The organism is Methylotenera sp. (genome assembly GCF_029945705.1).
Lineage (GTDB): Bacteria > Pseudomonadota > Gammaproteobacteria > Burkholderiales > Methylophilaceae > Methylotenera.
In genome coordinates this window covers 1-25,094 of sequence record NZ_JAQSDC010000008.1, presented here as the reverse complement: position 1 = coordinate 25,094, position 25,094 = coordinate 1, and the positions used below count along the sequence as shown (strand labels likewise).

Below are 25,094 nucleotides of genomic sequence, written 5' to 3'. Positions count from 1 at the left end.
AGGAATTACCTTTATCAGCTAACGTGGTATGTTTGCTGGCAAACCCATATCTTTTAACCAGCCTCTTATTGTTTCTTCAGCTTGGTCAACGCTTAGAGGTATGCCTTTATTTTTAGCTAAATTTAGAATTTCAGGCTTTATTGTAATAGCTGCATTGCGTCTGCTTTGCCAGTTTCTTGCATTTACTAGATTCTTTGCAAGTTCTTTTAACGGCTAATATTTAGCATTTTTCGCATCAGCGCCTTTTCTAGCAAAGCTTGCTCCGTGATCTTTTTTTGCAGAATATACAGCACATTGTTTCTCTAAATAACTTGCAGTTTGTGAGTACATTTCACTTAAATTAGAGACGTCGCCCATAAATTTAACTCTTTGTAATAAATTAGCTATAAGCTTTGACTGCACATCATTTAACCTACAGCTTGAAGTTATTATTTCTTGCTGATATTGAATATAATCAAATGTGCAAGGCGAACAGTCGCTTAATGCTTTATCAACATTTAAATCCTCATAATCTACTTCCAGCTGATTCCAAGCCTTATAAACTTCATTAAGTTGATGTTGAAATATTAAATAATCCTTACCTATTTGGTCACGTTCATCATCGATTATCTTTTGTCCAGTGCTTAAAAGTTCATCAAGTCCATTATCAGCCATACATATCCCTCACGCTCCTTAATTAAGAAACCACACCAACAAAGCTAAGATTGCCTGGTGTTCACACTAGTTAATTAGACTGGTGCTAGGTGTGGCTAAACAGTTATTTATCACTGTAATGGTATCTACATGCAACAATCTGCAATTCAGTTTCTGTCACTTGGTACACCAGCCTATTCACATCATCAATACGCCGCGAGTAAAAGCCTGTTAAGTCGCCTCGCAAAGCTTCAGGCTTGCCTATTCCTTTAAAAGGTTCACGCGCAGTGGCTTCTATCAAGGTGTTAATGCGTTTGAGTGTTTTTTTATCTTGGCTTTGCCAATAGGTGTAATCTGCCCATGCGCTTGGGGTAAATAAAATTGAACGTGCCATTAGTCTTTAACAAGGGCTTTAGCGGTAGCTTTACCTGCTTTAAGCTCGGCAATAGATTTGGCTAAATGTGCTGCGTTGGCTGGGCTTTGCAATAGGTGCAAGGTTTCCATTAAGCTGTTGTAGTGGTCCAGTGACATCACTACTGCATTATCTGCATCACGGCGGTTAATAATGGTCACGTCTACATCATTGGTGACGCTATCTAACACCGCTTTAAGTGAATTTCGTGCTTCGGAATAGCTAATAACTTGCATGACAACCACCTCTTTATGTTCAATATATTGTACAAGTATAAAACAATGTCAAGCAGTGTCAAGTTGTATCAATCAAGCCTATTTAAAAGGCACTATCTTTGTCCCTGTTTTAAGCTCGTCTAAATAATCTGCCCATTGTTGCATCATGCTTGCACGTTGCTTACGTATAGCGCATGGTAAAAATACCTTACCTCAAAACTTAGGTGGCATGATTTACGCCAAGCCTAGGCGAGTTGGCATGTACAAGAAGTACACCAATGAGGTATTACAGAAGTTGGGCGGATGGAAAGGTGGACTTGCTAGGACTGCATTGAATATCAAATTGGCGGAGGAGGAGGGATTCGAACCCTCGACAGAGTTGCCCCTGTGCCACCTTTCCAGGGTGGTGCCTTCAACCGCTCAGCCACTCATCCGAATTTGATACTTGATTTACATGCTTGGAAAACCAACGCATTATATCGCACCGTGCCTAATCATACCAATGTAAATCGTAAGGGTCTGAGTTGGCACCATCAAGAAAAAAGCCTCTAATCATAAAGAGTAGAGGCTTAGCGTTGTTTATTAAATCAATCGATTTAAGGTAATCGATTGACTAATCCACGGTGAGTTTGTTTTTAGTTAATAAATCTTGAATCACTGCTTGATCATTAGCTAGGCCTGCAATCAAATCAACATTTAGCAGTGTGATATTTTGTACTTCGTTTGCAGCATTAAAGCCAGCAGCAAACTCACCTGTCGCACTGATGTGGACAACGGTATCAGCACCTGCTTTTTCGAAGTGCAAGTAGCTTGCAAGATTACCGATGCCTGAAGTATGATTTTCACCAACGAGTAAATCGCGCAGATCAAGCACATCGCCGCCTGAAGCTTTACTTGCCATATCAAAATCCGTCACGATGTCGATGGCAGGATTACCTTTAACGCCTGCATCAGCTAATGCCCACACGAAGGTATCTGCACCTAAGCCACCCGACATGGTGTCAAGGCCTGTGCCGCCAACCAAAGTGTCATCTCCATCACCACCTAGCAATTCATCTTTGCCGCCACCACCAATTAATATGTCGTTACCCTCACGACCCAGCATCACGTCTGGACCAGCCACGCCTATGAGTGTATCCGCACCTGTGGTGCCAATAGTGACATTGGCTTTATCTACATCAAAAGTCACTGTAGCTGAGGCTTGATCACCGTCTTTATCAATAATCACATAGTCAAAATGTTCAACGATTGCGTTTGATAACACCGCTGGCGCTTGGTATTGATAGCTACCTTGATCCATATCGACCATAAAGTGACCACCTGAGCTCAATGTCACGGTGAGCTGTCTAGTGGCTGTATCAAAATGCATTAAACCATTAGTAGCATTGCTGACCGTATCGGTTATCGGGTCAAAAGCATAGGTGACGCCTTCAACGGTAATAGATTTTACATAGCCGCCATCAGCGCCTACACCAGCATGCGCAGCCAACAAACCACCCGATAGCAATTGCCCTGGGAACACGTTAACCGTGCTAGCTAATACACCGTCTAACTGCCCCATTTCCGTCACGATTACGCCATTAATCTCTTGCCTAGCTTGCCCATCGTATGCAATCGGATTCAAATAGGAGACGTCTGTCAGGCCTGCACCCATACCAATTGCGTACGATTTGATTTGGTTGTCATTCAGAAAGCTCTTCCAAACAGCTTCTTCTGCCAATTGAATGCCATTATCAGGACCTACACTCGATCCTATGTTAGATAATATCGCATTGTTGCCATCACCTCTGTTTGGATTACCATCAGAGAAGAAATAGCTAATATTCTGTGCATCACTAATTTTTCCAGGATCATTAAACGCGGTCATTGCATTGGCTATTGCACCATCGTAGTTAGTGGTTCCGCCAGTCGTTAAAATGCTATCGAGAATAGTTTTTGCTGCACTAACTGTTACCCACTCTGAACCTTGAGTTTCTGCGTTGTTTGAGAACGTGATTAAGCGTACACGTATATCTCCAAAGTCATCGTAACTATCCATCAAACGCTCTATTGACTTAATTGCGCTTTGCAAACGTGTTTCAGCATTAATGCCACTTAAATCATTCATAGAGTTTGAAGTATCTAAAGTGATGAGCAAGTTAGTATCTATCATCGCAAAAGAGTCTGATCTGTTGAGTGCCACTGGTGCATCATCTTCAAAATTTACAGAAAGTGAAGTAGTGGCTGAGGCAAAACTATCTGCTACGCTCACTCCAATATTGATGGATTTAACATCCTGAATATTAACTCCACTGTGATCCAATGGTGCAAGTAAATTAAATGCGTAATGACCAGAATTATCGACAGTCACAGTTGCCACTTCTTTTGCACCTGCCATTGCTGTTAGTTGTTCCGTGCCACTCCCTAACCAAGTAACAGTTGCGCCACCAGAGGTCAACACCTCACTAGGTTGCAATAATGTAATCGTCAAATTACCCGCAGCATTACTAATCTGTAAGTTGCCTTCAGCTATACTAGCATTTGTAGTATCTGGGTTGCCTATACTATCTTGCAAGCCACCAACCAAGCCCTCTTCCGACACGTTGACAGATGCTGGAGCAACTTCAACAGTATGTATTGCAGCATCGATATTTAAATTAACAGTTGCCGTGCTAAATCCACCATTACCATCAGCTACTGTGTACGTAAATGAAGCTGGGCCATTGTAATTAGCGATAGGCGTAAAAACCACTTGGCCATCAACAATAGCTACCGTGCCATGCTCACCCGCTTGCACATGACTAATAGTAAGGGTATCGCCATCAATGTCAGTGTCGTTAGCTAGTAAAGCAGCGAAATCCAATACCAAAGGAGAGTTCTCATTGCCAACAAACACGCCATCATTAATGGCAGTTGGCGCGTCATTAACCGCACAAATATTTAAGTTAACGGTTGCTGTATCTAAGCCGCCATTGCCATCAGAGATTGTGTAGGTAAAGCTTGCTGGCCCAAAGTAATTAGCATTGGGCGTAAAGGTAACTTCACCGTTTATCATAACCACTGCACCATTAACAGCGCCCTGAACACTCACAACAGTTAGGTGATCATGATTTACATCAGTATCGTTATCTAATAAAGTAGAAGCTAGAAATACGAACGGCGTATCTTCACTACCATCCATCGCATCATTGACTCCATGAGGGGGAGTGTTCCCTTGCACATTAATTGATACTGTAGCTGTGTCGTAACCGCCTTTGCCATCCGAAATCGTATACGTAAATGAGGCTGCTCCAGCAAAGCCTGCATTAGGTGTAAAAACCACTATTCCATTTATATACTCAACCTTACCGTTCACGGCATCTTGTATGCTTACACCTTGGACAACGTCAGCATCCACATCACTATCATTGGCTAACAGTGAAGCGGGTATGAAGGAAATTTTAGTATCTTGAAGCGTGTTAAAAACACCATCATTGACGGCAGTTGGCGCGTCATTAACCGCACAAATATTTAGGTTAACGGTTGCTGTATCTAAGCCGCCATTGCCATCTGAAATGGTATAAGTAAAGCTAGCTGGCCCAAAGTAATTAGCATCGGGCGTAAAGGTAGCCTCTCCGTTTACCATGACCACTGCGCCATTGACAGCGCCCTGCACACTAACAACTGTCAAGTGGTCATGGTTAGCATCTGTATCGTTATCCAATAGGGTATAAGCTAAGAATACGAACGGCGTATCTTCATTACCATCCATTGCATCATTGACGGCATCAGGCGCAACATTTACGTTAGGAATAGTTAAGCAAACAGTCGCGGTGTCGCTGCTTAAGTGACCACAACCGCCTTTGCCATCAGTGACCGTATAAGTGAAGGTAGCTGGGCCACTGTAGCCAGCATCTGGCGTGAACACAACTTGTTCATTAACTAAAGCAACAGTGCCATGAGTAGCACTTTGCACAGAAGTAATGATTAGTTTATCGCCGTCTACATCTTTATCGTTAGCTAAAAGCGTTGACGGATCAATTGTCACGTTACCAGAAGTTATCGCTACCAGGTGGTCGTCGACTGCATCAGGGCGATCATTAACAGGACTAATTGAGAGATTGACTGTAGCTGAGGTCGCCCCACCTTTTCCGTCTGAAACGGTATAGGTAAATGATGCTGGGCCATTATAGTTAGCCATCGGCGTAAAGGTCACGTTGCCATTATCTAGTGATACGGCTCCATTTAAAGCACCTTGCACGCTTGTGAGCATTAATTTATCGTGATTTTTATCGCTATCATTGCTTAACAAGTTAGCCACTGCAATAACGATGGGCTGATCTTCATGCCCAGAAAAATAATCACTCTTTGCAACGGGATCAATATTACGTGCATAACAGTTATATTCATAGCCAACACAACGGTTGTAACCAGACCCGTAGTAATGTTTATAAGAAGTGCTCATAATATTTCGTTCTCGCCATAAAATTTCAAAATTTATTTATGTTTCAATGGTATCGGAAATTCACTTCCATCACACCTACCCAAACAGGTGGCGAAATATAAAATATTATTTAAAATCAATGTTTAACGAAAAAATTAGATGTAGTTATTAGCTGTTTATAATTAAAAAGGCCATGTAAAAACATGGCCTTTTTTGAACTTAAAACATTCAATAAAAACTAATCTGTAATTAACTTCTGCTTAGTGAGTAAGTCAGCAATGATTTGTTGATCATTGGCAAATCCTGTCACTAAATCTACTCCTGATAGCGTAATTATCTGCACATCTTTTGCTGCATTAAAGCCTGCCGCATATTCACCATTAGAGCTTACGTGGATGATGGTATCACTACCCAATTTTTCAAAGTGTAAGTAACTTGCTAAATTACCTACACCTGCGTCGTGATTTTCACTTACAAGTAGATCACGTAAATCTAGCACATCACCTCCAGACGAAACAGCCGCTACATTAAAGTCAGTTACGGTATCGCTTGCTGGAGCACCCTTAACGCCCTTATCGGCAAGCTCCCATCTGAATGTGTCAGATTCAGCGTCAGCCCCACCAATACCACCAGTGAGTATGTCATTACCTGCACCACCGATAATAATATCTTTTCCTGCACCTCCAATAATGTTGTCATTACCAGCTCCGCCGTAAATAACATCATTACCAGCGTTACCCTGTAAATTGTCATTACCATCGCCACCGTATATTTGATCATTTCCAGCACCGCCTGTAATAGTATCATTACCAGCATCCCCATAAAGCTGATCATCATCGGCTCCGCCATCTATAGTGTCATCACCGTCACCGCCTTTAACTATGTCGCTACCTGCGCCAGCATTGATGATGTCATTTCCTGCAAAACCAGCAATTGCATCATTGGCATTAGTGCCTGTGATTGTTTCTGCTCCCACTGTACCCTGAATCTCATTGGTCACCACATGCAAATCTAAAGTTGCTGATGACGTACTACCTTGAGCGTCAGTGATGGTATAGCCAATAACTTCATCAGCAATATTGGTAGCAGTAGTGTTTAAAACAACAGGGTTAAAAGTAATACCGTCAATTAATACCGACGCATTACTATTTGGCTCAATACGTATGCTGCCTATATTGCTCCAATTAGTTGGCAATGCAACTAAGCCCTCAGTTCCAATAGCCACTTGGCCCAATAAATTACCCAAAATATCATACACACTCACAGCAATTGCAGAGCCTGCTGCTAAATTACTGCCCGCAGCATTGATGTTAAGCGTCACATTCTGAACACCTTGAGCATAATTAGCTCGATTGAAGTTAATAATAAGTGTTTCTAGATTATCTACTTGGGTATTGGCGTTTCCGCCAGTAATCCCAACACCCGTAGCTGTGTAGTCGATATTTGCAGCGCTAGCCGTGTTTAAGTTACTTCCTCTTGCTGCGCCTAATATAGTTAGGCCACCTGTTGCAACTAAAGCCGCTGTATTAAAGCTTGTCGTTACTAGCGCACCTTGAGCAGGCCCAGTAGTTTGTGTCGATGGCGGAGTATATTTGTAATAGCCATCGCTTTGGAAATTCAAAGTATTCGTTGCGTCAGTTGAGCTAGTCCAAGTTAACTCTTTAGCTGCATTAATGGTGTATGTACCGCCAGCTAAAGTGCCTGAACTTGGTGTTGTTAAGTTAAAAGTTTCTCCTTTAAAAACAATAGATGTAACTGAAGCATTATCAATAGCATTATCTGCACCAGCCCCTGCGCTAAAGACTGTGACAGATTGGTTAACGCCATCAGTACTTATACCACTGACAACATTACCATCAAAAAACGTATTTTTTGGTAGCAACGTATCGTGGTCATCGTAAGCACGTGGTTTACCGTCAATAATCTTAATAGTCTCAGTAGCGATTGCTGTATCACCATCATTATCAATGACCTTGTAGCCAATATCAAACTGGTCCCCACTCGCAGCCGCACCTTGTGTGTAATACACGTAGTCACCTGTGCTAAAGGTGAGTTTAATCGAGCCTTTGTCAAAACCTAGTGCAGCATTCAACGTGATTGAGTCACCAGCCACTGTCACTGTGTTATGTGTTCCAGTTAAATAGAAATTGTCATAGGTGACTTGATTTGTCGTGGCATTATAGGTAAAGCGCACCACTGTATCTGGCACCGTGCCAGCGTCATTACTATCAAGCAACATCTCGATGTAATCAATATGTCCGCCATCTGCACCAAAATCAGCAAAAGAAGTCGCTGTTTTAGAACCAATACTACCGCCAAAAGATACTGGGATAGTTGCAGTTAATGCGGCTGACAAAGCATTTAAGTCATTGACCAAAATTGCGGAGTCTTTAACATTATTTCCATCTGCATCTACATTATGAATACCATCGAGAGGAGCCGTATTATTAATGCCGCCACCAATACCAATCGCATAGGATTTAACTGATGGATTAGCCGCTAGGAATGCGGTATAACCAGACGCACCTGCTGGGTTAGTAGTATTCTGTTCGGTAGGTACACCATCCGAAATAAAGTATCCAATATTTGATTTTGCAGTATCCACAGTACCAAACATGCTGACCATTGTTGTCAAACCATCTTGATAATCGGTTCCAGCTGCTAAGTTCGCCAAGCCGTTGATGGCTGCAATTGCTTCGGCTTTAGTGGTGTATACCACGTTATCCGTCTGTGCTGTTGAAGAAAAAACACCAAACTTAACAGATACAGATGCAGACTCGTCAAAGTATCGACTCACCAAATCTATCATGGCCTGTTTAGCCACAGCTAAACGAGTAGAAATTGCCACATTGCCATCAGTGTCAACAACACGCACGCCGCCGCCAGAGTTAGTCGCCGACATACTGCCAGACACATCAAGCATTAACACTAAATTATAGTTAGTGACATTTGTCGATTGCGGCACTTCAACCGTACCATTCTCTGCCGTTGGAACGTCGTCTTTGATAGTAACAATTAAGTTAGCTGTGCCACCAGTACGTGTATAAGTAAATGTTTCCACAAACTCAGTATTTGTAGCGCCAGTTTTAGAGTCGTTATCTACCTTATTATTAAGCGTGTATGTATAAGCGCCATTGTTACCTGTAGCATAATCGACCACCAATGTACCGTATGCAGTCACGATCGTATGTACCGTACCTACAGTTGTGTTACTGATGATTGTAGTATTAGCTCCCGCAGCAACACCGGTAATTGCACCAGTTAAAGCGCCTGGGGCAGCAGTGTCATTTGTAAATAAACTCCCTGTTGCTACTTTAACGCCACCGCCAGTACCATCAGCTAAAGCTGACTCATTGACGGTTGCTAAGTCATCATGACTATTGAAAGCCTGCAGATTAACGGTTGCCACACTCGTTTGTCCATCTTGATCTGTCAAAGTGTAAGTAAATGAACCAGTACCTGTAGCGGTTGGTGTGTAAGTATAAGTTTGCGTTGCAGAGTTATACGTTAAGCCTGTTGGCAATCCACCCGTAGAGGTCAATGTTGCATTATCAAGCAAGCTGTCATTCGCCAACAATTGCGCGCGCGTGAATGTGATTGTTTGTCCCACTAAAGCTTGGAATGAATCATTCACTGCAACTGGAGGGCCATCATCAACTGGCGTAACCACTATCGTTTCTGTCGCTGTGCTAACTGATGTCAAGCCGTTATTATCAACAGCATTGAAGTTCAAGCTAGTCGTGCCATTCCAATCAGCAGCTGGTTTGAAGTAGAAATTTAAAGCATTACCTGTAGCAGGATAGCTAGTGCCAGTAACCGCTAATATTGTTAATGCTGAATCCGTATAAAGCGCACCGTTAATGGGTAGCGTAGTCAATACAAAACTAGCCACTGTGCCATCAACATCTGAGCCTTGCAGTTGAACCGTAATTGATGCACTGTCTTCTGGAGCTGTATTAGTGCTACCAATCGCTATTGGCGCATCATTCACTGCATTCACCGTAATGATCGTTGCATGTGATATGGCTTCAGCTTGGCCGTCATTCACAGTTACTGCGATATAACGTTCATTGCCTGCCCCACCTGCTGGATTATCAGAAGTGTTCACAAAAGTAATCGCTTTAATTGCTGTTTGGTAGTCGCTTAGTGACGCATGGCCATTGAGGGTGATGGCATTACCCACTATGGAGGCCGTAATACCTGATGGCAAACTACCAACGGCTAGCGCATCACCAGCAAAAGCGTTAGTTAGCTTAATGGTTGCTGATTCCATAAACGTATCATCTACGTCGGTAACCGTCATGCCAACTGCTGCAATTGAAATTGGCGTGCCATTTTCTGTGAAGCTAACTACATAATCACCTTCGTCCAATGGTGCACTTGGATTGAGGTTTAATACAGGTCTATCGTTAGTACCCGTGACGGTGACATCTAGATTTGCGCTGCTGGTTGCACCCGCCGCATCTTTCATTGTATAAGTAAAGATGTCATGCGTGACTTGACCCTGTGTTAAAGCTTGAGTCTGTAATTTTGAGTTATCAAGGTTATAGGTAAAAGTACCATCAGCTTTAATAGTTAAATTACCGTAAGTACCAACCACCACGGTATCAGTAGCGTTAATTGCAACACTATTCACCAAGGTAACTGCTTTGGTATCGCCAGTATCTGGGTCAGTATCGTTAGTGAGTACGTTACCTGTCGCTGCTGGCGTACCAACAAATGCATCTGCCGAATTGTTTTGCAATACGCCCACATTATTGCCTGATTCAGTAACACTTACTGAGTCCGAATTGGCTACTGGAGCATCGTTCACTGGCGTGATATTTAAGGTGACGTTGAGGTTTGCTTGCTCATTCGTCGCAGTGCCTGTTAAGCCTGGGTCTATTCCAGTATTGCCGTTGTCGTTAATGTTAACTGCTAGCGTCACACTACCGTTCGCATTAAGCACAGTTTGGTAACTCACGCCTGTGCCTGTGCTGACAAAGGCGTTAATCGAGGCTAATGTGCCTGTTAGGGTAAGCGCTGTTGCGCTGCCTCCTACGACTACACCGCTGCCTGAGACTGCGGTTAAGCTGCCTGCTGGTACGCTGAGCGTAACGGTCACATTACCTGCGCCTGCATCTACATCACCAAAATTCAAACCTGTGAGTTTAGTCGGTACATCTTCTGTGACCGCAATACTCGCTAATGGTGTAATCGTCGGCGTGTCGTTCACTGCAGTAATGTTGATATTAATCGTATCAACATCTTGCAATGCGCCGCCAGAACCTGTGTTGCCTAAATCGTTAGTGGTCATGGTCAAGGCAACTGTGCCATTCGCATTCGCCACTGGCGTATAGGTTGGTTGGTTGGCAACCGTGCCTAAGTAGGTATTGATATTAGCCAATGAGCCTGTCAAGGTGATGCTGCTTGCGCTGTTCACCGTTACAGTCACGCCACCTGCTGTGGCTGCTGTAAGCGACCCACTGCCTACCGCAAGCGTAACAGTCACGTTAGAGCCTGCTGCATCTGGGTCTGCAATAGAAAGTCCGCTCAATTTAACGGCAGTATCTTCGTTAGTCGTGTAACTTGCAGGTAAGCTGTTTACTGGAGCATCGTTCACTGGCGTAATGTTGATATTAATCGTATCAACATCTTGCAATGCGCCGCCAGAACCTGTGTTGCCTAAATCGTTAGTGGTCATGGTCAAGGCAACTGTGCCATTCGCATTCGCCACTGGCGTATAGGTTGGTTGGTTGGCAACCGTGCCTAAGTAGGTATTGATATTAGCCAATGAGCCTGTCAAGGTGATGCTGCTTGCGCTGTTCACCGTTACAGTCACGCCACCTGCTGTGGCTGCTGTAAGCGACCCACTGCCTACCGCAAGCGTAACAGTCACGTTAGAGCCTGCTGCATCTGGGTCTGCAATAGAAAGTCCGCTCAATTTAACGGCAGTATCTTCGTTAGTTGTATAGCTCGCAGGTAAGGTATTCACTGGGGCGTCGTTCACTGGCGTGATGTTTAGCGTAACGTTAAGGTTAGCTTGTTCATTAGTCGCAGTACCTGTTAAACCTGAATCTATCCCTGTATTGCCGTTATCGTTGATGTTAACTGCAAGTGTCACGCTGCCATTGGCATTGAGCGCCGTTTGGTAGTTCACGCCAGTGCCAGTGCTAACAAAGGCGTTAATCGAGGCTAATGTGCCTGTTAGGGTAAGCGCTGTTGCGCTGCCTCCTACGACTACACCGCCGCCTGAGACTGCGGTTAAGCTGCCTGCTGGTACGCTAAGTGTTACGGTCACGTTTCCAGAACCTGCATCAACATCACCAAAGTTCAAACCAGTGAGTTTAGTTGGAACATCTTCTGTGACCGCTATGCTCGCTAATGGCGTAATCGTCGGAGTGTCGTTCACTGCCACTACGTTTACTGTAGTCACAGCTGTATTTGAACTATTAGTACCATCTGTAAGTACAACATTAATAAGTCGAGCTGTAGTATCTGGATTTTCAGTAGTATTAGCGAAAGTAATCGCTTTTATCGCTACTTGATAGTTAGCCAAACTAGAGGTACCAGAAAGCGTAACTACATTACCTGCAACAGTTGCAGTAATTCCACTAGGTAATACGCCAGCTGCCAATACATCGCCAGCTTTTGCATTGGTGAGTGTAATCGTTGCTCCTGCCATGGTAGCCGACGCGGGATCTGCAATAACCACATCTGTATCTGCAATACTCACGGCAGCAGTATTTTCGGTAAATGTAGTCGTGTAATTAGAACCAGTTGCACCGGATGAATTGTTTCCATCCAAATCGATTGTCGGTTCATTATCAATAATGGTACCTGTTCCCACTACTGGAACAGCATTGCGAACCGTTGCAACGCCCAAGGTAATAGTTTCATTACCTTCAGCTAAAGTATCATCAACAGTTGGCACTCTAACAATAAAGTTAGTCACATTAGCTGGCACACTGACAGTAGTACCAGCGATGGTTGTAAAGGTCACACCGCCGTCAAACGACACCTGCAATGGTGTTGTCGTATCTGTACCAAGAGTTGCTGAGCCAGAAGCAGGTGTCAATGTAACTGTTGTTGGTGTCGTACTTAGATTGGACAAATTAACGACAAAATCTAACACCCCTCCTTCAACAACACTAGGACTAGACACCAGCTGAACCGCTGGACGGTCGTCTGTCGCTGGGCCGCCTGTGCCCAGAGCGCCTGTGCCATCATCGTTGATGGTGGTGGTGACGCTGCCTGTGCCTATCGTGGCGTTGGTCGGTGCACTGAGGTTAACCGTGAAGTTCTCTGGGCCTTCGTAAACGTTGTCTTCTGTGATCGCAACGGTGATGGTCTTCGTCGTTTCTCCTGCGGCAAACGTTAAGGTGCCTGGCGTGCTGGTGAAGTCTGTGCCTGAGGTCGCAGTGCCACTGGCGGTGCCGTAGGCAACGGTGACTGGGCTGGCACTTGGGTTGCTTAACGTGACGGTGTAAGTGATGGTGCCGGCCGCTTCGTTCACAACGGCTGGGCCTGTGAGGCTTAGGCTTGGCGTGCCGTCATTGTCGGTAATCGTGCCTGTGCCTTGTACTGGCGTAGCATTCTGTGGCGTTGAGGCGTTCAGTAAGATGGTTTCGTTTGGTTCACTGATGTTGTCGTTGACCGTTGGTATACGGGTCACAAAGCTGGTGACGCCTGCTGGTACAGTCACTGTCGCACCGCTCACCGTCGTGAAGGTTAAGCCGCCATCAAAGGAGACTTGGATCGGGTTGCTGGTGTCTGTGCCTAGCGTACCTGTGCCGCTGCTTGGGGTGAGTGTCACAACCGTTGGCGTGGTGCTTGGGTGCGTTAAGTTAACGATGTAGTCTAAATTACCGCCTTCAACAACACTAGGACTAGACACCAGCTGAACCGCTGGACGGTCGTCATCTGGGCCGCCGGCACTGCCATCATCAACAATCGTACCAACCCCTTGTGCGTCTGCAATACCAGGACCACCTGTGGCATTCGTTAAATTAATAACAAAGCTTTCTGATCCTTCAAAGACTGTGTCGTTCACAATATTAAGTGTAATGGTTTTAGTAGTTTCACCTGCGGCGAAACTTAAAGTACCATTGAGGGGGCTTGTACCAGCGTTGATATCCACACTAGTGCCTACACCGACCGTTGCAGTACCATTAGCAGCAGCATAATCTACTGTCGTTGCGCCAGAACTTGGGGTTGTAAGACTAACGGTAAAGGTGATGGTGCCTGCACCTTCATTGCGAGTGACGTCATTAATGACAAAGTTAGGTGTGTCGTTATCTGCAATCGTACCTGTGCCTTGTACTGGCGTAGCATTCTGTGGCGTTGAGGCGTTCAGTAAGATGGTTTCGTTTGGTTCACTGATGTTGTCGTTGACCGTTGGTATACGGGTCACAAAGCTGGTGACGCCTGCTGGTACAGTCACTGTCGCACCGCTCACCGTCGTGAAGGTTAAGCCGCCATCAAAGGAGACTTGGATCGGGTTGCTGGTGTCTGTGCCTAGCGTACCTGTGCCGCTGCTTGGGGTGAGTGTCACAACCGTTGGCGTGGTGCTTGGGTGCGTTAAGTTAACGATGTAGTCTAAATTACCGCCTTCAACAACACTAGGACTAGACACCAGCTGAACCGCTGGACGGTCGTCTGTCGCTGGGCCGCCTGTGCCCAGAGCGCCTGTGCCATCATCGTTGATGGTGGTGGTGACGCTGCCTGTGCCTATCGTGGCGTTGGTCGGTGCACTGAGGTTAACCGTGAAGTTCTCTGGGCCTTCGTAAACGTTGTCTTCTGTGATCGCAACGGTGATGGTCTTCGTCGTTTCTCCTGCGGCAAACGTTAAGGTGCCTGGCGTGCTGGTGAAGTCTGTGCCTGAGGTCGCAGTGCCGTCTGCAGTTTGATAGTGAACTGTCACAGCGCTAGGACTTGGGTTGCTCAAAGTAACGGTATAGGTGATGGTACCTGCAGCTTCATTGACAACAGTTAATCCTGAAATAGAAACACTGACTGGAATAACATCATTGATCGTCACAGTCGCTGGTGTTGATGGATCACCAGAGTTATCTGTCACAAAATAAGTGACTGGCGCCACTGGGCCACTGTAGTTAGTCTCGGGTACAAATTGTACCGTTAACGCTTGTGCAGGAGTTAATGCAGTGAATGGAGCACCCGATACTTGCAGTACTACTGGTGGAGTCGATGGGTTGTTATCATCGTCATATACTAACTTCCCTTGTGCTGGCGTTGGCCCAGAGGTAATAGTATAACTTGTAACAGAACCGTCAATGTCTGAACCTGAAAGAGGAACTTTGATTGGAGAGTCCTGGGTAGGCGTGATACTGTCAGACACAGCAACGGGCGGGTCATTCACTGGGGTCACCGTAATAGGCGTAGTAGCGACAGCTGAAAGCGCTCCAGAGTTATCAGTCACCTTGAATGGAATATTGACAGCACCGTTAAAATCATGCGCTGGCCTAAAAATTAATGCAGCAGCTTCTGCTGGTGTAAGTACAGTTGAAATTAATACTGGCATCACGCCATCTGGCATAAAAAGTACACCTTGACTTACTAGAGGCAAAGTAGTCACATTCAACGATACCACTATGCCGTCAGGGTCCGTACCGGACAAATTAACCGTAATATCACCACCATCTTCAGCACCAGTGGCTGGCGTTACTACGCCAATTGGCGCTACGTTTGATGCGCCAGATGTCCCTGTGTTAGCAAGCCCATACCTATCATCAACTTGAGCGGCAGCTGGATCAGTTGCCAATCGACCATCAGTATCGTACTCATAAGCAAACCTAAACCTGTTTAGGTCATCGTTAATTCTGAGTAAATTAACAAAATCAAAACCGTGAATAGTGAACGACCCATTACCTGCAGCAGTTGGGTCGATCACATCGTTAATATCTTTGCCACTTTCAATGGCCTTGATCACAGTATCAATGGTCGCAACATTGACTGCGCTATCTAAGGCATCAGGCGCAATCTGGTTAGTGAGGTCAGGCGAAAAGGCAACCAATTGATCAGCAGCAATATGGATCACGCGGCCGTTAGACAGCTCCAAGTCGACAAATACGCCTTTACCAGTTTGAATGGTATCGCTAGATTGTATTTGATCACCTAAATGTAGATCACGCTTCGCACCATTATCTGAAAGTGCTACTGCTGTGCCTGTCATTGCTACGATTTTGCCGATGATTGCCATGATTACGTCCTAATTAAAGTTAAATACTTATTATTGAATGCTTAAAACTTAAGTCTATTTATTGTTTTCATACACTTTTTTTACAATCGTATTAAACATGCTTTTTCACTACAAATATATTGTACTAGTGGCCAATAAAAATTTAGAGAAAATACACTTTGTTAATATCTTTAATATGAAAAGCAGCACAAATACCGTCCTCATTGATAGATATCGTCATTATCAATTACGGCATAATTGAGTGTATCTTGATACCATTGATCAATTATTTATATATTGAACACTTAGTATATAACCCCATGGAGTGAGAGTTATCTCGGGTTTTATCAAAAAATCAGCTTTACTCAACCAGCCAATCAACTTTACTGTATTGATTGTGTTGGTATTTTTCTACATCACTGGCATTTATGCCGCTAGCTGCGACTTTAATAAACTAAGCAGCCTAGCCAAGCAAAGATATGGTGACGAGGCTTATCAAGATATTCTAGAGCTTCAGCAATTAGTCACCCAGTTAAAAACCGCAACTGAGGCAGAAAAGCTCAAGCAGATCAATAGTTTCTTTAATCGAAAAATTAATTACGCTGAAGATATAGACTTATGGGGACAATCTGACTATTGGGCAACGCCTTTAGAGGCCATTGGTCGTCAAGCTGGTGATTGCGAAGATTACAGTATTGCAAAATATGCATTCTTGAAAATACTAAACGTGCCAAATGACAAGCTCAGACTCACTTATGTACGAGCTGAGTTAAACTTTGACGGTATCAGAACAGTGAGAGCACATATGGTGCTGAGTTACTATGCCACACCGCAATCCACGCCACTCATTTTAGACAGTCTAAAACCAGAAATCTTACCCGCATCCAATAGAAGTGATTTAACACCCATTTTTAGTTTTAACGACAAAGGTATTTGGGTTGGTTCAAGTAATAAACCTAAAGGCGAAGCAACTTCTCACCTCTCCAAATGGCTAGATGTGTTAACACGCATGCAAGCGGATGGAATAGAATAATTAAAAGTAAGGATATTGAAATGTCACTGATAAAACAACTTTGGTTAGCCATCATATTTATACTGATACTCGCAAGTGGCGGTAGCTTTGTATTAAGCACGCTATCGAGCAAACACTATTTAGAAGAGCAATTGCAGCTCAAGAACCTCGATAACGTCACATCGCTGGCATTATCCATGTCGCAAATGCAGAAAGACCCAACGACAATAGACTTGCTCATTTCCGCGCAATTTGATTCTGGTCACTATCGTTATATTGGTCTGTTTGACCCTAGCGGCAAAATGATGAGCGAACGCGTTAACGCCAATAGCAAAACCAGAGCACCCGCTTGGTTTACCAAGCTGATTCCAATTAAAGCGCAAGCTGGCGTTGCCGAGGTGCAAGATGGCTGGAAGCAATTCGGCTCATTAACCTTAGAAAGCGATGCTAATTTTGCCTACGACAAACTATGGGACTCCACTATACAAATCGCGCTTTGGGCATCGCTCATAGGCTTACTTGCTTGTTATGGCGGCGGCAAGATTTTAGAAAAAATCCTAAGTCCCTTGGATGATGTGGTTAATCAGGCTAGGGCGATTGGTGAAAATCGCTTTATCAGCATCGCTGAACCAAAAACCATTGAATTCAAAGCAGTCGTTAATGCGATGAATGGCCTATCAAACCGCATTAAGAATACTGTAACTGAAGAGTCATCTCGGCTAGAGCAGTTACGCTATCAAACTAACTTTGAACCGATTACCGGACTGATGAATTTTGATTACTTTATTCGCAGAGTGAACGCTAGTATTAGTCATGAAGAAACTTTTAGCTCTGGCATTTTGATTGTCACAAGACTCGCTAATTTAGCGCAGATCGATCAAACACTTGGTCATCAAGAAACAAATACACTATTAAAAAAAATCGGCGATGCCTTAGATAATGAATGTAAGAACCACCCCCACCTTTATGGCGCACGCTTAACAGGTACTGATTTCGGCATATTCTGCAATCGGCCATTGGATACGGATATGCTGGGCTTGCAAATAAAAGAACTACTTATCAATGCAGGTCAAACCAATCAAGAATTTTTAAGTGCTCACTTCTTAACGGTGGCGATTAACGTCACAAAATCAGACACTGAAGAGAATCTTGTTTCTATTTTAGAAGCAGCAGAAAAATTCATTTCGTTTATTGATAGCGTCGTTGATAAAGTCAATATTCAGCACAGAAATACGCTGCACGTGATTAATCATAGTGATCTCGTGCAATATCGAAAAAATGACCAAGGAAATTGGCAAAAATTGCTGACATCAGCTCTGGATAACAGGAGAATCAAGCTTGAGCCTTATCCTGTCATCAATCAAAATGGTCAATTAATCCACAACGAAAGCCCTGTTCGACTTCAGCTAGAGCCTAACGGCAAATGGTATTCTGCGGGCGAGTTTATTACCTGGGCAACACAGCTTAATTTAATGAGTCGCGTCGATGAGTTAGTCTTAGAAACTGCGCTAGGAAAGCTCGCTACTGGCACAGAATCTATCGGCCTGAATCTTTCAGCCAGCGCCATTTGTAACCCTGGGTTTATTGAAAAAACTTGCAAGCTTATTAAATTGAACATTAGCGTAGCCAGCCGCCTATATTTTGAGGTTCCTGAAAAAAGTGCTTTTGAATACTCAGTAGAGTTCCGTCACTTTTGCAATCAAGTCAAACCATTAGGTTGCAAAGTGGGCATTGAACATGTAGGCACGCACATTTCACGCCTCGGTGAGCTACATGACGTAGGCTTAGATTATATTAAAATTGATGTATCAATTATTAAAGATATTGATAGCAATGAAGACAATAAAACGCTATTACGAGGCATATGCATGATCGCACACTCTATTGGCATGATAGCAATTGCCGAAGGTGTGCAAACCATTGATGAGCAAGTGACATTAAAACAAATTGGTGTAGACGGCATGACTGGGCCAGGTATTCATATCGCTTAAAGTATTAAGTGACGAACACTCTGCCAATCTAATGCTCACAAGTTAATTCGCACGACTTTGTACGAGTTAACTTACCAACTCAAGCTTAATGTTTGTAATTACCGTTAAGCATCAACGCTAATTGCAGCCTGTCTTTAGCGCCCAAACGTTCAAAAGTAGAAGCTAGATGCGCTTTGACCGTGCGCTCAGTGATGCTCAAAACTCGAGCAATTTCTTTATTGCTAGACCCTTTTGCCGCCTCTAATGCTACTTCTTTTTCACGCTTTGTTAGCTTACCTAACAAGGTTTCAACGTGCTCAGGGCGATTAGTCACTAGTTTTGTAGAGGTTTCTATTAAAGCTTGCAGAATATCTTGCCCTACCCACAAGCCGCCATGGCTAACGACCGATCTAACATCTTTCAGCACTGCAGGTGCTATATGCGCGTGACAATAGCCCATTGCACCTAGCTTCAACGCATGGATAGACTCGGCGTGATTTGGCGCATTGGCCAGCACCACAATCTTTGCACCTTGATAGTTTTTCATAATAGCTGCAATGGTGTTCTCCATCCATTGCTGGCGATCTTCATTCATGTGCAGCCAAAAGATACAAGCTTCGGAAGCCTTACTCTTAGTGCTTCCGTGCTCCAGAACTTCTGGCACAATGGCAGCTAATCTAGATTTAGGTAATGCTTTAGTCCAACTGTCTATAGCGGCAGGCAATTTAGTAATGAAAATATCCTGCATTTATCTCTCACTAAAGGCGTATGATTTTGCCTTTAATACTGGCTTAAGCAAGTATGAAAGTACCGTTTTCTTACCTGTCATCACATCTACTTGAGCCACCATACCAGGAATAATCGGCAGCCCTTTACCTAGGCTAGATTTTAAAGTGCGTACTCTCACAACGTAATAAGCATTGCCTTTTTCATCCACAACTGAATTGGCTGAAATGCCCTCAACTTTGCCATCTAACGCACCATAAATACTGTAATCATAAGCAGTGAGCTTAACAACGGCAGGTTGCTCCAGCCGAATAAAGGCAATATCTTTAATTTGAATTTTAGTTTCTAAAATTAAAGCTTCATCCGTTGGTACTATTTCTAACACCTCTTTACCAGGTTGAATCACGCCACCGACTGTATTTGTATAAAGGCGGCTCACTTTACCGTTAACTGGCGATGTTAACGTAGCCTGTTTCACTTTATCGGTAAGACCTACACTAGTTTCTGTAATACTGTTTAAGCGCGCAGTTACTTCATTTAACTCTGTACGCACCTTACTTTTAAAAGTTTGTTCAACTTCCGTGACTTTACGCCTAGCCTCAGCAACGGATGATTCAATACGACTAATCTGCGCACGTGCCTGATCAACATCACCTTTTGCTTTTGTTACCTCTCGCTCTAACTTAAGAATATCAATATCCGACACAGCACCACTGACTAACAAAGGCTTATTAGCAGCCAGCTCTTTAGATGCAGATTCTAAGTTTTTAGTAGCGACGTCCTTTCGATACTGCACTTCAACCAACTCCTTCTGCCTTTGATCCATTTGGTCTCGAGCAATATTGATACCTGACTGTAACTCATCCTTGCTAATAGTGTATAACTTATACTCCTGATCATAGGTTTGCGGAGCGTCTTTCAACACTTCATCAGGAGGCGTAAACGGCGCGTCATTCGCTAATGCTTTTAATCTAAACTTCTTTGCCAATAATGCCAAATACTGCGTTTGATTTTCTCTTAATGATGAAACCGCCCGAGTTTGGTCAATACGAATCAGCGGCGTGCCCACTTTAACGACCTGCCCTTCAGACACTAATATTTCAGAAACAATACCTCCATCCAAAGACTGAATCACTTGCACCTGCTTAGAGGGAATCACCCGACCTTCACCGCGTGTGACTTCATCTATTTTCGCAAAAAACGCCCAAATAATTAATACGGCTAAAGCAACAGCGATGCTATAAAGTAGCACCTTTGCTCTTATGGGTGTTTGCTCTAAAATTGCTAAATCTGCCTCATCATTCCAATCCAAGTCTTCTCTAGTTTCTTTTGGCGCCATTTTATCTAGAAGATAATAAATAGGCTTGGTAAGCCAAGCTTGTTTTTTAAAAGCTTCGTTTAACTGACCGATTTTTTTGAATAGATTTTCACTCATAGCGCTTTACCTACTTTGCCACTGCGTAACGCTTCCGTCACTTGTTCTTTAGCACCATCTGCTACAATTCGGCCTGAATCAATCACAATAATCCGATCCACCAAATCATATAAAGCGGAGCGGTGGGAAACCAGCACCAATGTCTTATTCTTTGTAGCCTCGACAAGACGGCGCTTAATTGCATCTTCCCCCGAATGATCCATCGCGCTTGTTGGTTCATCTAGCAACAAAATGGCAGGGTTACCAATCAGCGCTCTAGCGATACCAACACCCTGGCGCTGACCGCCAGATAAGGTTTCACCACGCTCACCAATTGGCATATCAAACCCTTTAGGATGTGCATTAATGAACTCATCAATACCGCCAACGTGCGCCGCTGCAAGTACTGCCGCATCATCGACATGTTGTGCTGAAATGGTTAAATTGTCGCGCATCGTGCCATAAAACAAATGCGTATCCTGTTGCACATAGCCCACACAACGCCTTAATTCAGCAGGGTCAATTTGGCGCGCATCAATGCCGTCCACCAAAATCGCACCTCCAGTGGGTTGATATAAACCGAGCATCAGTTTATGTATGGTTGATTTGCCTGACCCCATGCGACCTAATAAAGCCACATGCTCACCCGCTTTAATTTTGAATGACACTTTAGTCAGTGCATCTTGCTCGCTACCTGGGTAGCTAAAACTCACTTCTCTGAATTCAATATTGCCAGTAAAAGTAGGGCGCGATAAAAATTTAGCATCGACGGGGCGCTCTAGTGGGCGCTTCATAATCTCATCTAATGAAGTCAGGGCTGTCGCGGCGTTATGATATTGCGTTAATAAGCCTGCTGTTTGCGCGATTGGCACTAGCGCACGTGAAGCCAGCATGGTGCAGGCTATCAAGCCCCCCATCGTTAAATCGCCATTCACCACCAAATAAACACCTAGCACCACCAGTGAAATATTAATTAACTGCTGAATGGTACTTGCGCCGTTATTAATCGATGAAGATAGCAATCTTAATTTACTCGACACCTCAGTCAGAAAATGCGCGCTATGCTCCCATTTACGCTGCATTTGCCCTTCAATACCCAAAGCTTTAACCGTTTCAAGACTCACCAAGCTTTCAATCAGCGTAGCGTTTCTAATAGCACTTGCGCGATACATAGTTTCAGAAAGCTCATGCATTTTAGTTTGCACGCTAAATGAATACACTAAAATCAAAATAGCGCCCAAAATCACGGGAATAATCATATAGGGTGAAATCCAAGCCATGACCACAATAAAAATCAGACCAAACGGAATATCAATCAGCGTTGTAATTGTGGCAGATGTGATGAAATCACGCACAGTTTCAAACGAGCGCAGATTGGAAGCAAAAGAGCCTACAGAGTTAGGTCTTTGCTCAAGACGTATGCCCAACACTTGTTCCATAATACGTGCGGTGAGCTTTACATCGACACGGGTACTGGCCCAATCAAGAAAATAACCGCGTAAGGTTCTAAGAATTAAATCGCCAATAATCATCAGCGAAATACCAATCGCCATCACCCACAAAGTCTCAACCGCGCGATTCGGCACAACACGGTCATACACATTCATCGTAAATAAGGGCATTGCCAAAGCGAACATATTCACCACAAAAGCAGCCACCATAATGTCACGGTAAATACGACTGTTTTCTGCCAACGTACCCCAAAACCAATGTCGCAATCTAACCTTGCCAACAATAGGCGCGCGTTGATCAAACGAATATTTAGCTTTTGCTACAATGTAATAGCCTGAGCATCGAGTTTCTAACTCATTAATAGAAATCGCTATTTCAGCATCGCCTAATTCAGGAAAAATGACATGCGCTTTATTTTCATTGAAATCCAGCTTGGTCAAAACACAAGCTTCTTCATCTTTCAATAATAAAATCGCGGGCAAAAATTCTGAACGAATTTTATCGAGCGGCTTTTTTAACATCGTGACAGCTAAATTAACGCGTTCAGCAGAGCGCTTTACCAGTGCGGGCGTCATCTTACCGTCACGTAACGGCAACCCTGAAATTAGAGCATCTTTAGAAGTGGCAACATTTTGAACGCGACAAATAAGTAAAAGGCTATCTAACAAGGTATCTACAATACCTATATTTTCACCCTTAGTATTTTCAATTTGAGTTAAATTCTCAGCACTCATGTTTTTCCCTGTTAATCGTCACACCTAAAGACTAATTGTACTACTGTTCTATCAATCAGATTTTTTCAAAAAATCGCATGACTTATTCTATATCAGCAAGTTTAATGCCAAACATGCCCTAGTTGTATAAAATTGAATGACAATGGCGTTATTACTTGTGAAATTTACACTGCTTTACATATTTCCAAGCGGCTCAGAAACATTGCCTGGAAATATGAATAAAGGCTTACATAAATGAATATAACGTGAGAACCTAATATCAAACCGTTGGTTTAAAAGGTCTTTATAGGCTAATTGATGGTTTTATATTAAAGCTGGCATGCATTACAGCGCAGCTAACTTTAAGAATTATAATCTGCCGTAATGATCATCAAAGCGCTCAATGTCATCCTCAGCCAAATAGGCTCCAGATTGCACTTCAATAATTTCCAGCGGCATTTTTCCTACATTCTCCAAGCGGTGCTTGGTTCCTAGGGGTATATATGTCGACTCATTCTCAGTCACAAGATAACTTTCCTCCCCTCTTGTAACCCTTGCAGTACCCTTTACCACAACCCAATGTTCCGCACGATGATGATGCAACTGTAAAGATAGCTTAGCCCCAGATTTCACCATCATGCGCTTAACTTGAAAACGCTCTCCGATATCAACACTATCATACCAACCCCAAGGCCGATAAACCTTACGATGCAAAAGACCTTCAGATCTAGCCTGCAATTTTAAAGAGTCTACAATTTTTTTAACATCCTGTGTTTTGCTCTTGTGTGCAACTAAAATTGCATCTGAAGTTTCTACTACCACCAAGTCGGTGACTCCCACACAAGCAACCAGTCGCCCACCTGAAAAGGCCAAGGTGTCGGCACAATCTGTCAACATCACGTCGCCTTGAGTGGCATTACCATGCACATCCTTTGGTAACACTTCCCATAATGATCCCCATGCTCCTACATCTGACCAGCCCGCAGAAAGCGGTATTACCACGCCCTCTGGAAGATTACTTTGGCCTGCTGCGATTTTTTCCATCACAGCATAATCGATAGAGTCACTAGGGCATTGCTCAAATTCAGACTTACCAACTCGCACGAAACTACCATCTAACTGTTCGGCTCTCCATGCATTATCACATGCTGAAAAAATATCAGAGCGACATTGTTGTATTGCGGATATCCAAACTGAAGAACGCATCATAAATAAACCGCTATTCCATAGATAGTCACCACTATCAACATACTGCTGAGCGGTCTCATGATCTGGTTTTTCAACAAAACGACATATGCTAAAGGCGTCAGCAGAAAACTCTTTTAATTTGGCACCAGTCTGAATGTACCCATAACCAGTTTCTGGGCAATCGGGAGTAATACCAAAAGTCACTACCATGCCTTTAGCTGCAAGTACTGTACCTTCGCGAACAGCATTTTGAAACGCCAAGTTATCAATTACAACATGATCTGCTGGCATTACTAGCAATATTGGATCATGCCCTGCCTTGGAAGCCTCCAGCGCAGCAAGCGTTAACGCAGGCGCCGTGTTACGTCCAACGGGCTCAAGTACAATCACTCCATCTTTTCCCATCAACCGTAATTGTTCCGCAATGACAAACCTATATTCCTCATTGCAAACAATCATTGGTGCAGCCAAATTCACACCATCAATACCATCAACCCTTCGAACTGTTCCTTGTAGCAAGGAGTCATCTCCTAATAATGGCAATAATTGCTTAGGGTATTTCTCACGAGAAAGTGGCCATAAGCGCGTGCCAGAGCCTCCAGAGAGTATGACTGGCTGAACTGTATTATTTATTACGGTCGTATCAATTACTATATTGTGCATTGGATTTATCTCAAAAAATATTCTAATTCCACATAGTTTACGTGAACTTGAGAATAAGTTGCAGTGACCCCTGTTGAATAAAGTGGACACTACCACTTCAGACAAGCTCTTCCTGTT

The 25,094-nt window shown here is 43.7% G+C and carries 12 protein-coding genes and 1 tRNA gene; 3 read left to right on the top strand and 10 right to left on the bottom strand.

Features of this window, described 5'->3' with window-relative positions; genetic code table 11:
* The first annotated feature begins 28 nt into the window (after positions 1 to 28).
* On the top strand, positions 29 to 217 hold the full coding sequence (locus PSU78_RS03070) for a hypothetical protein (protein ID WP_300384082.1): 189 nt from the start codon (positions 29 to 31) through the stop codon (positions 215 to 217).
* On the opposite strand, the gene PSU78_RS03065 is transcribed toward PSU78_RS03070, so the two are convergent.
* The 6 genes from PSU78_RS03065 to PSU78_RS03040 form a co-directional block, all read right to left on the bottom strand.
* Positions 214 to 654 (bottom strand): hypothetical protein, encoded by a 441-nt coding sequence (locus PSU78_RS03065; protein ID WP_300384079.1) that lies wholly within the window; start codon positions 652 to 654, stop codon positions 214 to 216. The genes PSU78_RS03070 and PSU78_RS03065 overlap by 4 nt on opposite strands.
* 103 nt (positions 655 to 757) lie before the next feature.
* Positions 758 to 1,027, bottom strand: a complete 270-nt coding sequence (locus PSU78_RS03060) for a Txe/YoeB family addiction module toxin (RefSeq protein ID WP_300384076.1) — start codon at positions 1,025 to 1,027, stop codon at positions 758 to 760.
* Positions 1,027 to 1,281: a type II toxin-antitoxin system Phd/YefM family antitoxin gene (locus PSU78_RS03055; protein ID WP_300384073.1), complete on the bottom strand. Its 255-nt coding sequence runs from the start codon at positions 1,279 to 1,281 to the stop codon at positions 1,027 to 1,029. Before PSU78_RS03055 ends, PSU78_RS03060 begins: the two co-directional genes overlap by 1 nt.
* A gap of 323 nt (positions 1,282 to 1,604) precedes the next feature.
* Positions 1,605 to 1,694, bottom strand: a tRNA-Ser gene (locus tag PSU78_RS03050).
* Between the two features lie 179 nt (positions 1,695 to 1,873).
* Positions 1,874 to 5,683, bottom strand: a complete 3,810-nt coding sequence (locus tag PSU78_RS03045) for a cadherin-like domain-containing protein (RefSeq protein WP_300384070.1) — start codon at positions 5,681 to 5,683, stop codon at positions 1,874 to 1,876.
* A gap of 217 nt (positions 5,684 to 5,900) precedes the next feature.
* Complete coding sequence (locus PSU78_RS03040; protein WP_300384066.1) at positions 5,901 to 15,860, bottom strand: retention module-containing protein; 9,960 nt, start codon at positions 15,858 to 15,860, stop codon at positions 5,901 to 5,903.
* Between the two features lie 304 nt (positions 15,861 to 16,164).
* On the opposite strand from PSU78_RS03040, the gene PSU78_RS03035 reads away from it, so the two are divergent.
* Positions 16,165 to 16,872, top strand: coding sequence for a transglutaminase-like cysteine peptidase (locus PSU78_RS03035; RefSeq protein WP_367186311.1), 708 nt, complete (start codon positions 16,165 to 16,167; stop codon positions 16,870 to 16,872).
* Positions 16,873 to 16,892: 20 nt separating this feature from the next.
* Complete coding sequence (locus PSU78_RS03030; protein ID WP_300384063.1) at positions 16,893 to 18,842, top strand: EAL domain-containing protein; 1,950 nt, start codon at positions 16,893 to 16,895, stop codon at positions 18,840 to 18,842.
* Between the two features lie 85 nt (positions 18,843 to 18,927).
* Here PSU78_RS03030 and PSU78_RS03025 read toward each other — a convergent pair whose 3' ends face one another.
* The 4 genes from PSU78_RS03025 to PSU78_RS03010 form a co-directional block, all read right to left on the bottom strand.
* Positions 18,928 to 19,569 carry a response regulator transcription factor gene (locus tag PSU78_RS03025; protein ID WP_300384060.1) on the bottom strand — a complete coding sequence of 214 codons (642 nt, stop codon included), beginning with the start codon at positions 19,567 to 19,569 and terminating at the stop codon, positions 18,928 to 18,930.
* Positions 19,570 to 20,982: an HlyD family type I secretion periplasmic adaptor subunit gene (locus tag PSU78_RS03020; protein ID WP_300384058.1), complete on the bottom strand. Its 1,413-nt coding sequence runs from the start codon at positions 20,980 to 20,982 to the stop codon at positions 19,570 to 19,572. It lies immediately after the preceding gene.
* Complete coding sequence (locus PSU78_RS03015; RefSeq protein WP_300384055.1) at positions 20,979 to 23,147, bottom strand: type I secretion system permease/ATPase; 2,169 nt, start codon at positions 23,145 to 23,147, stop codon at positions 20,979 to 20,981. The genes PSU78_RS03020 and PSU78_RS03015 overlap by 4 nt, the downstream gene beginning before the upstream one ends.
* A gap of 348 nt (positions 23,148 to 23,495) precedes the next feature.
* Entirely contained in the window at positions 23,496 to 24,977 is a 1,482-nt protein-coding gene (locus tag PSU78_RS03010; RefSeq protein ID WP_300384052.1) for a mannose-1-phosphate guanylyltransferase/mannose-6-phosphate isomerase, read from the bottom strand.
* Between the last annotated feature and the right edge of the window lie 117 nt (positions 24,978 to 25,094).

Coding starts and splice junctions, on each gene's coding strand:
- PSU78_RS03045 (WP_300384070.1), bottom strand. CDS start 5,683: ATGAGCACTTCTTATAAACATTACTACGGGTCTGGTTACAACCGTTGT.
- PSU78_RS03065 (WP_300384079.1), bottom strand. CDS start 654: ATGGCTGATAATGGACTTGATGAACTTTTAAGCACTGGACAAAAGATA.
- PSU78_RS03020 (WP_300384058.1), bottom strand. CDS start 20,982: ATGAGTGAAAATCTATTCAAAAAAATCGGTCAGTTAAACGAAGCTTTT.
- PSU78_RS03010 (WP_300384052.1), bottom strand. CDS start 24,977: ATGCACAATATAGTAATTGATACGACCGTAATAAATAATACAGTTCAG.
- PSU78_RS03070 (WP_300384082.1), top strand. CDS start 29: ATGTTTGCTGGCAAACCCATATCTTTTAACCAGCCTCTTATTGTTTCT.
- PSU78_RS03030 (WP_300384063.1), top strand. CDS start 16,893: ATGTCACTGATAAAACAACTTTGGTTAGCCATCATATTTATACTGATA.
- PSU78_RS03060 (WP_300384076.1), bottom strand. CDS start 1,027: ATGGCACGTTCAATTTTATTTACCCCAAGCGCATGGGCAGATTACACC.
- PSU78_RS03055 (WP_300384073.1), bottom strand. CDS start 1,281: ATGCAAGTTATTAGCTATTCCGAAGCACGAAATTCACTTAAAGCGGTG.
- PSU78_RS03025 (WP_300384060.1), bottom strand. CDS start 19,569: ATGCAGGATATTTTCATTACTAAATTGCCTGCCGCTATAGACAGTTGG.
- PSU78_RS03015 (WP_300384055.1), bottom strand. CDS start 23,147: ATGAGTGCTGAGAATTTAACTCAAATTGAAAATACTAAGGGTGAAAAT.
- PSU78_RS03040 (WP_300384066.1), bottom strand. CDS start 15,860: ATGGCAATCATCGGCAAAATCGTAGCAATGACAGGCACAGCAGTAGCA.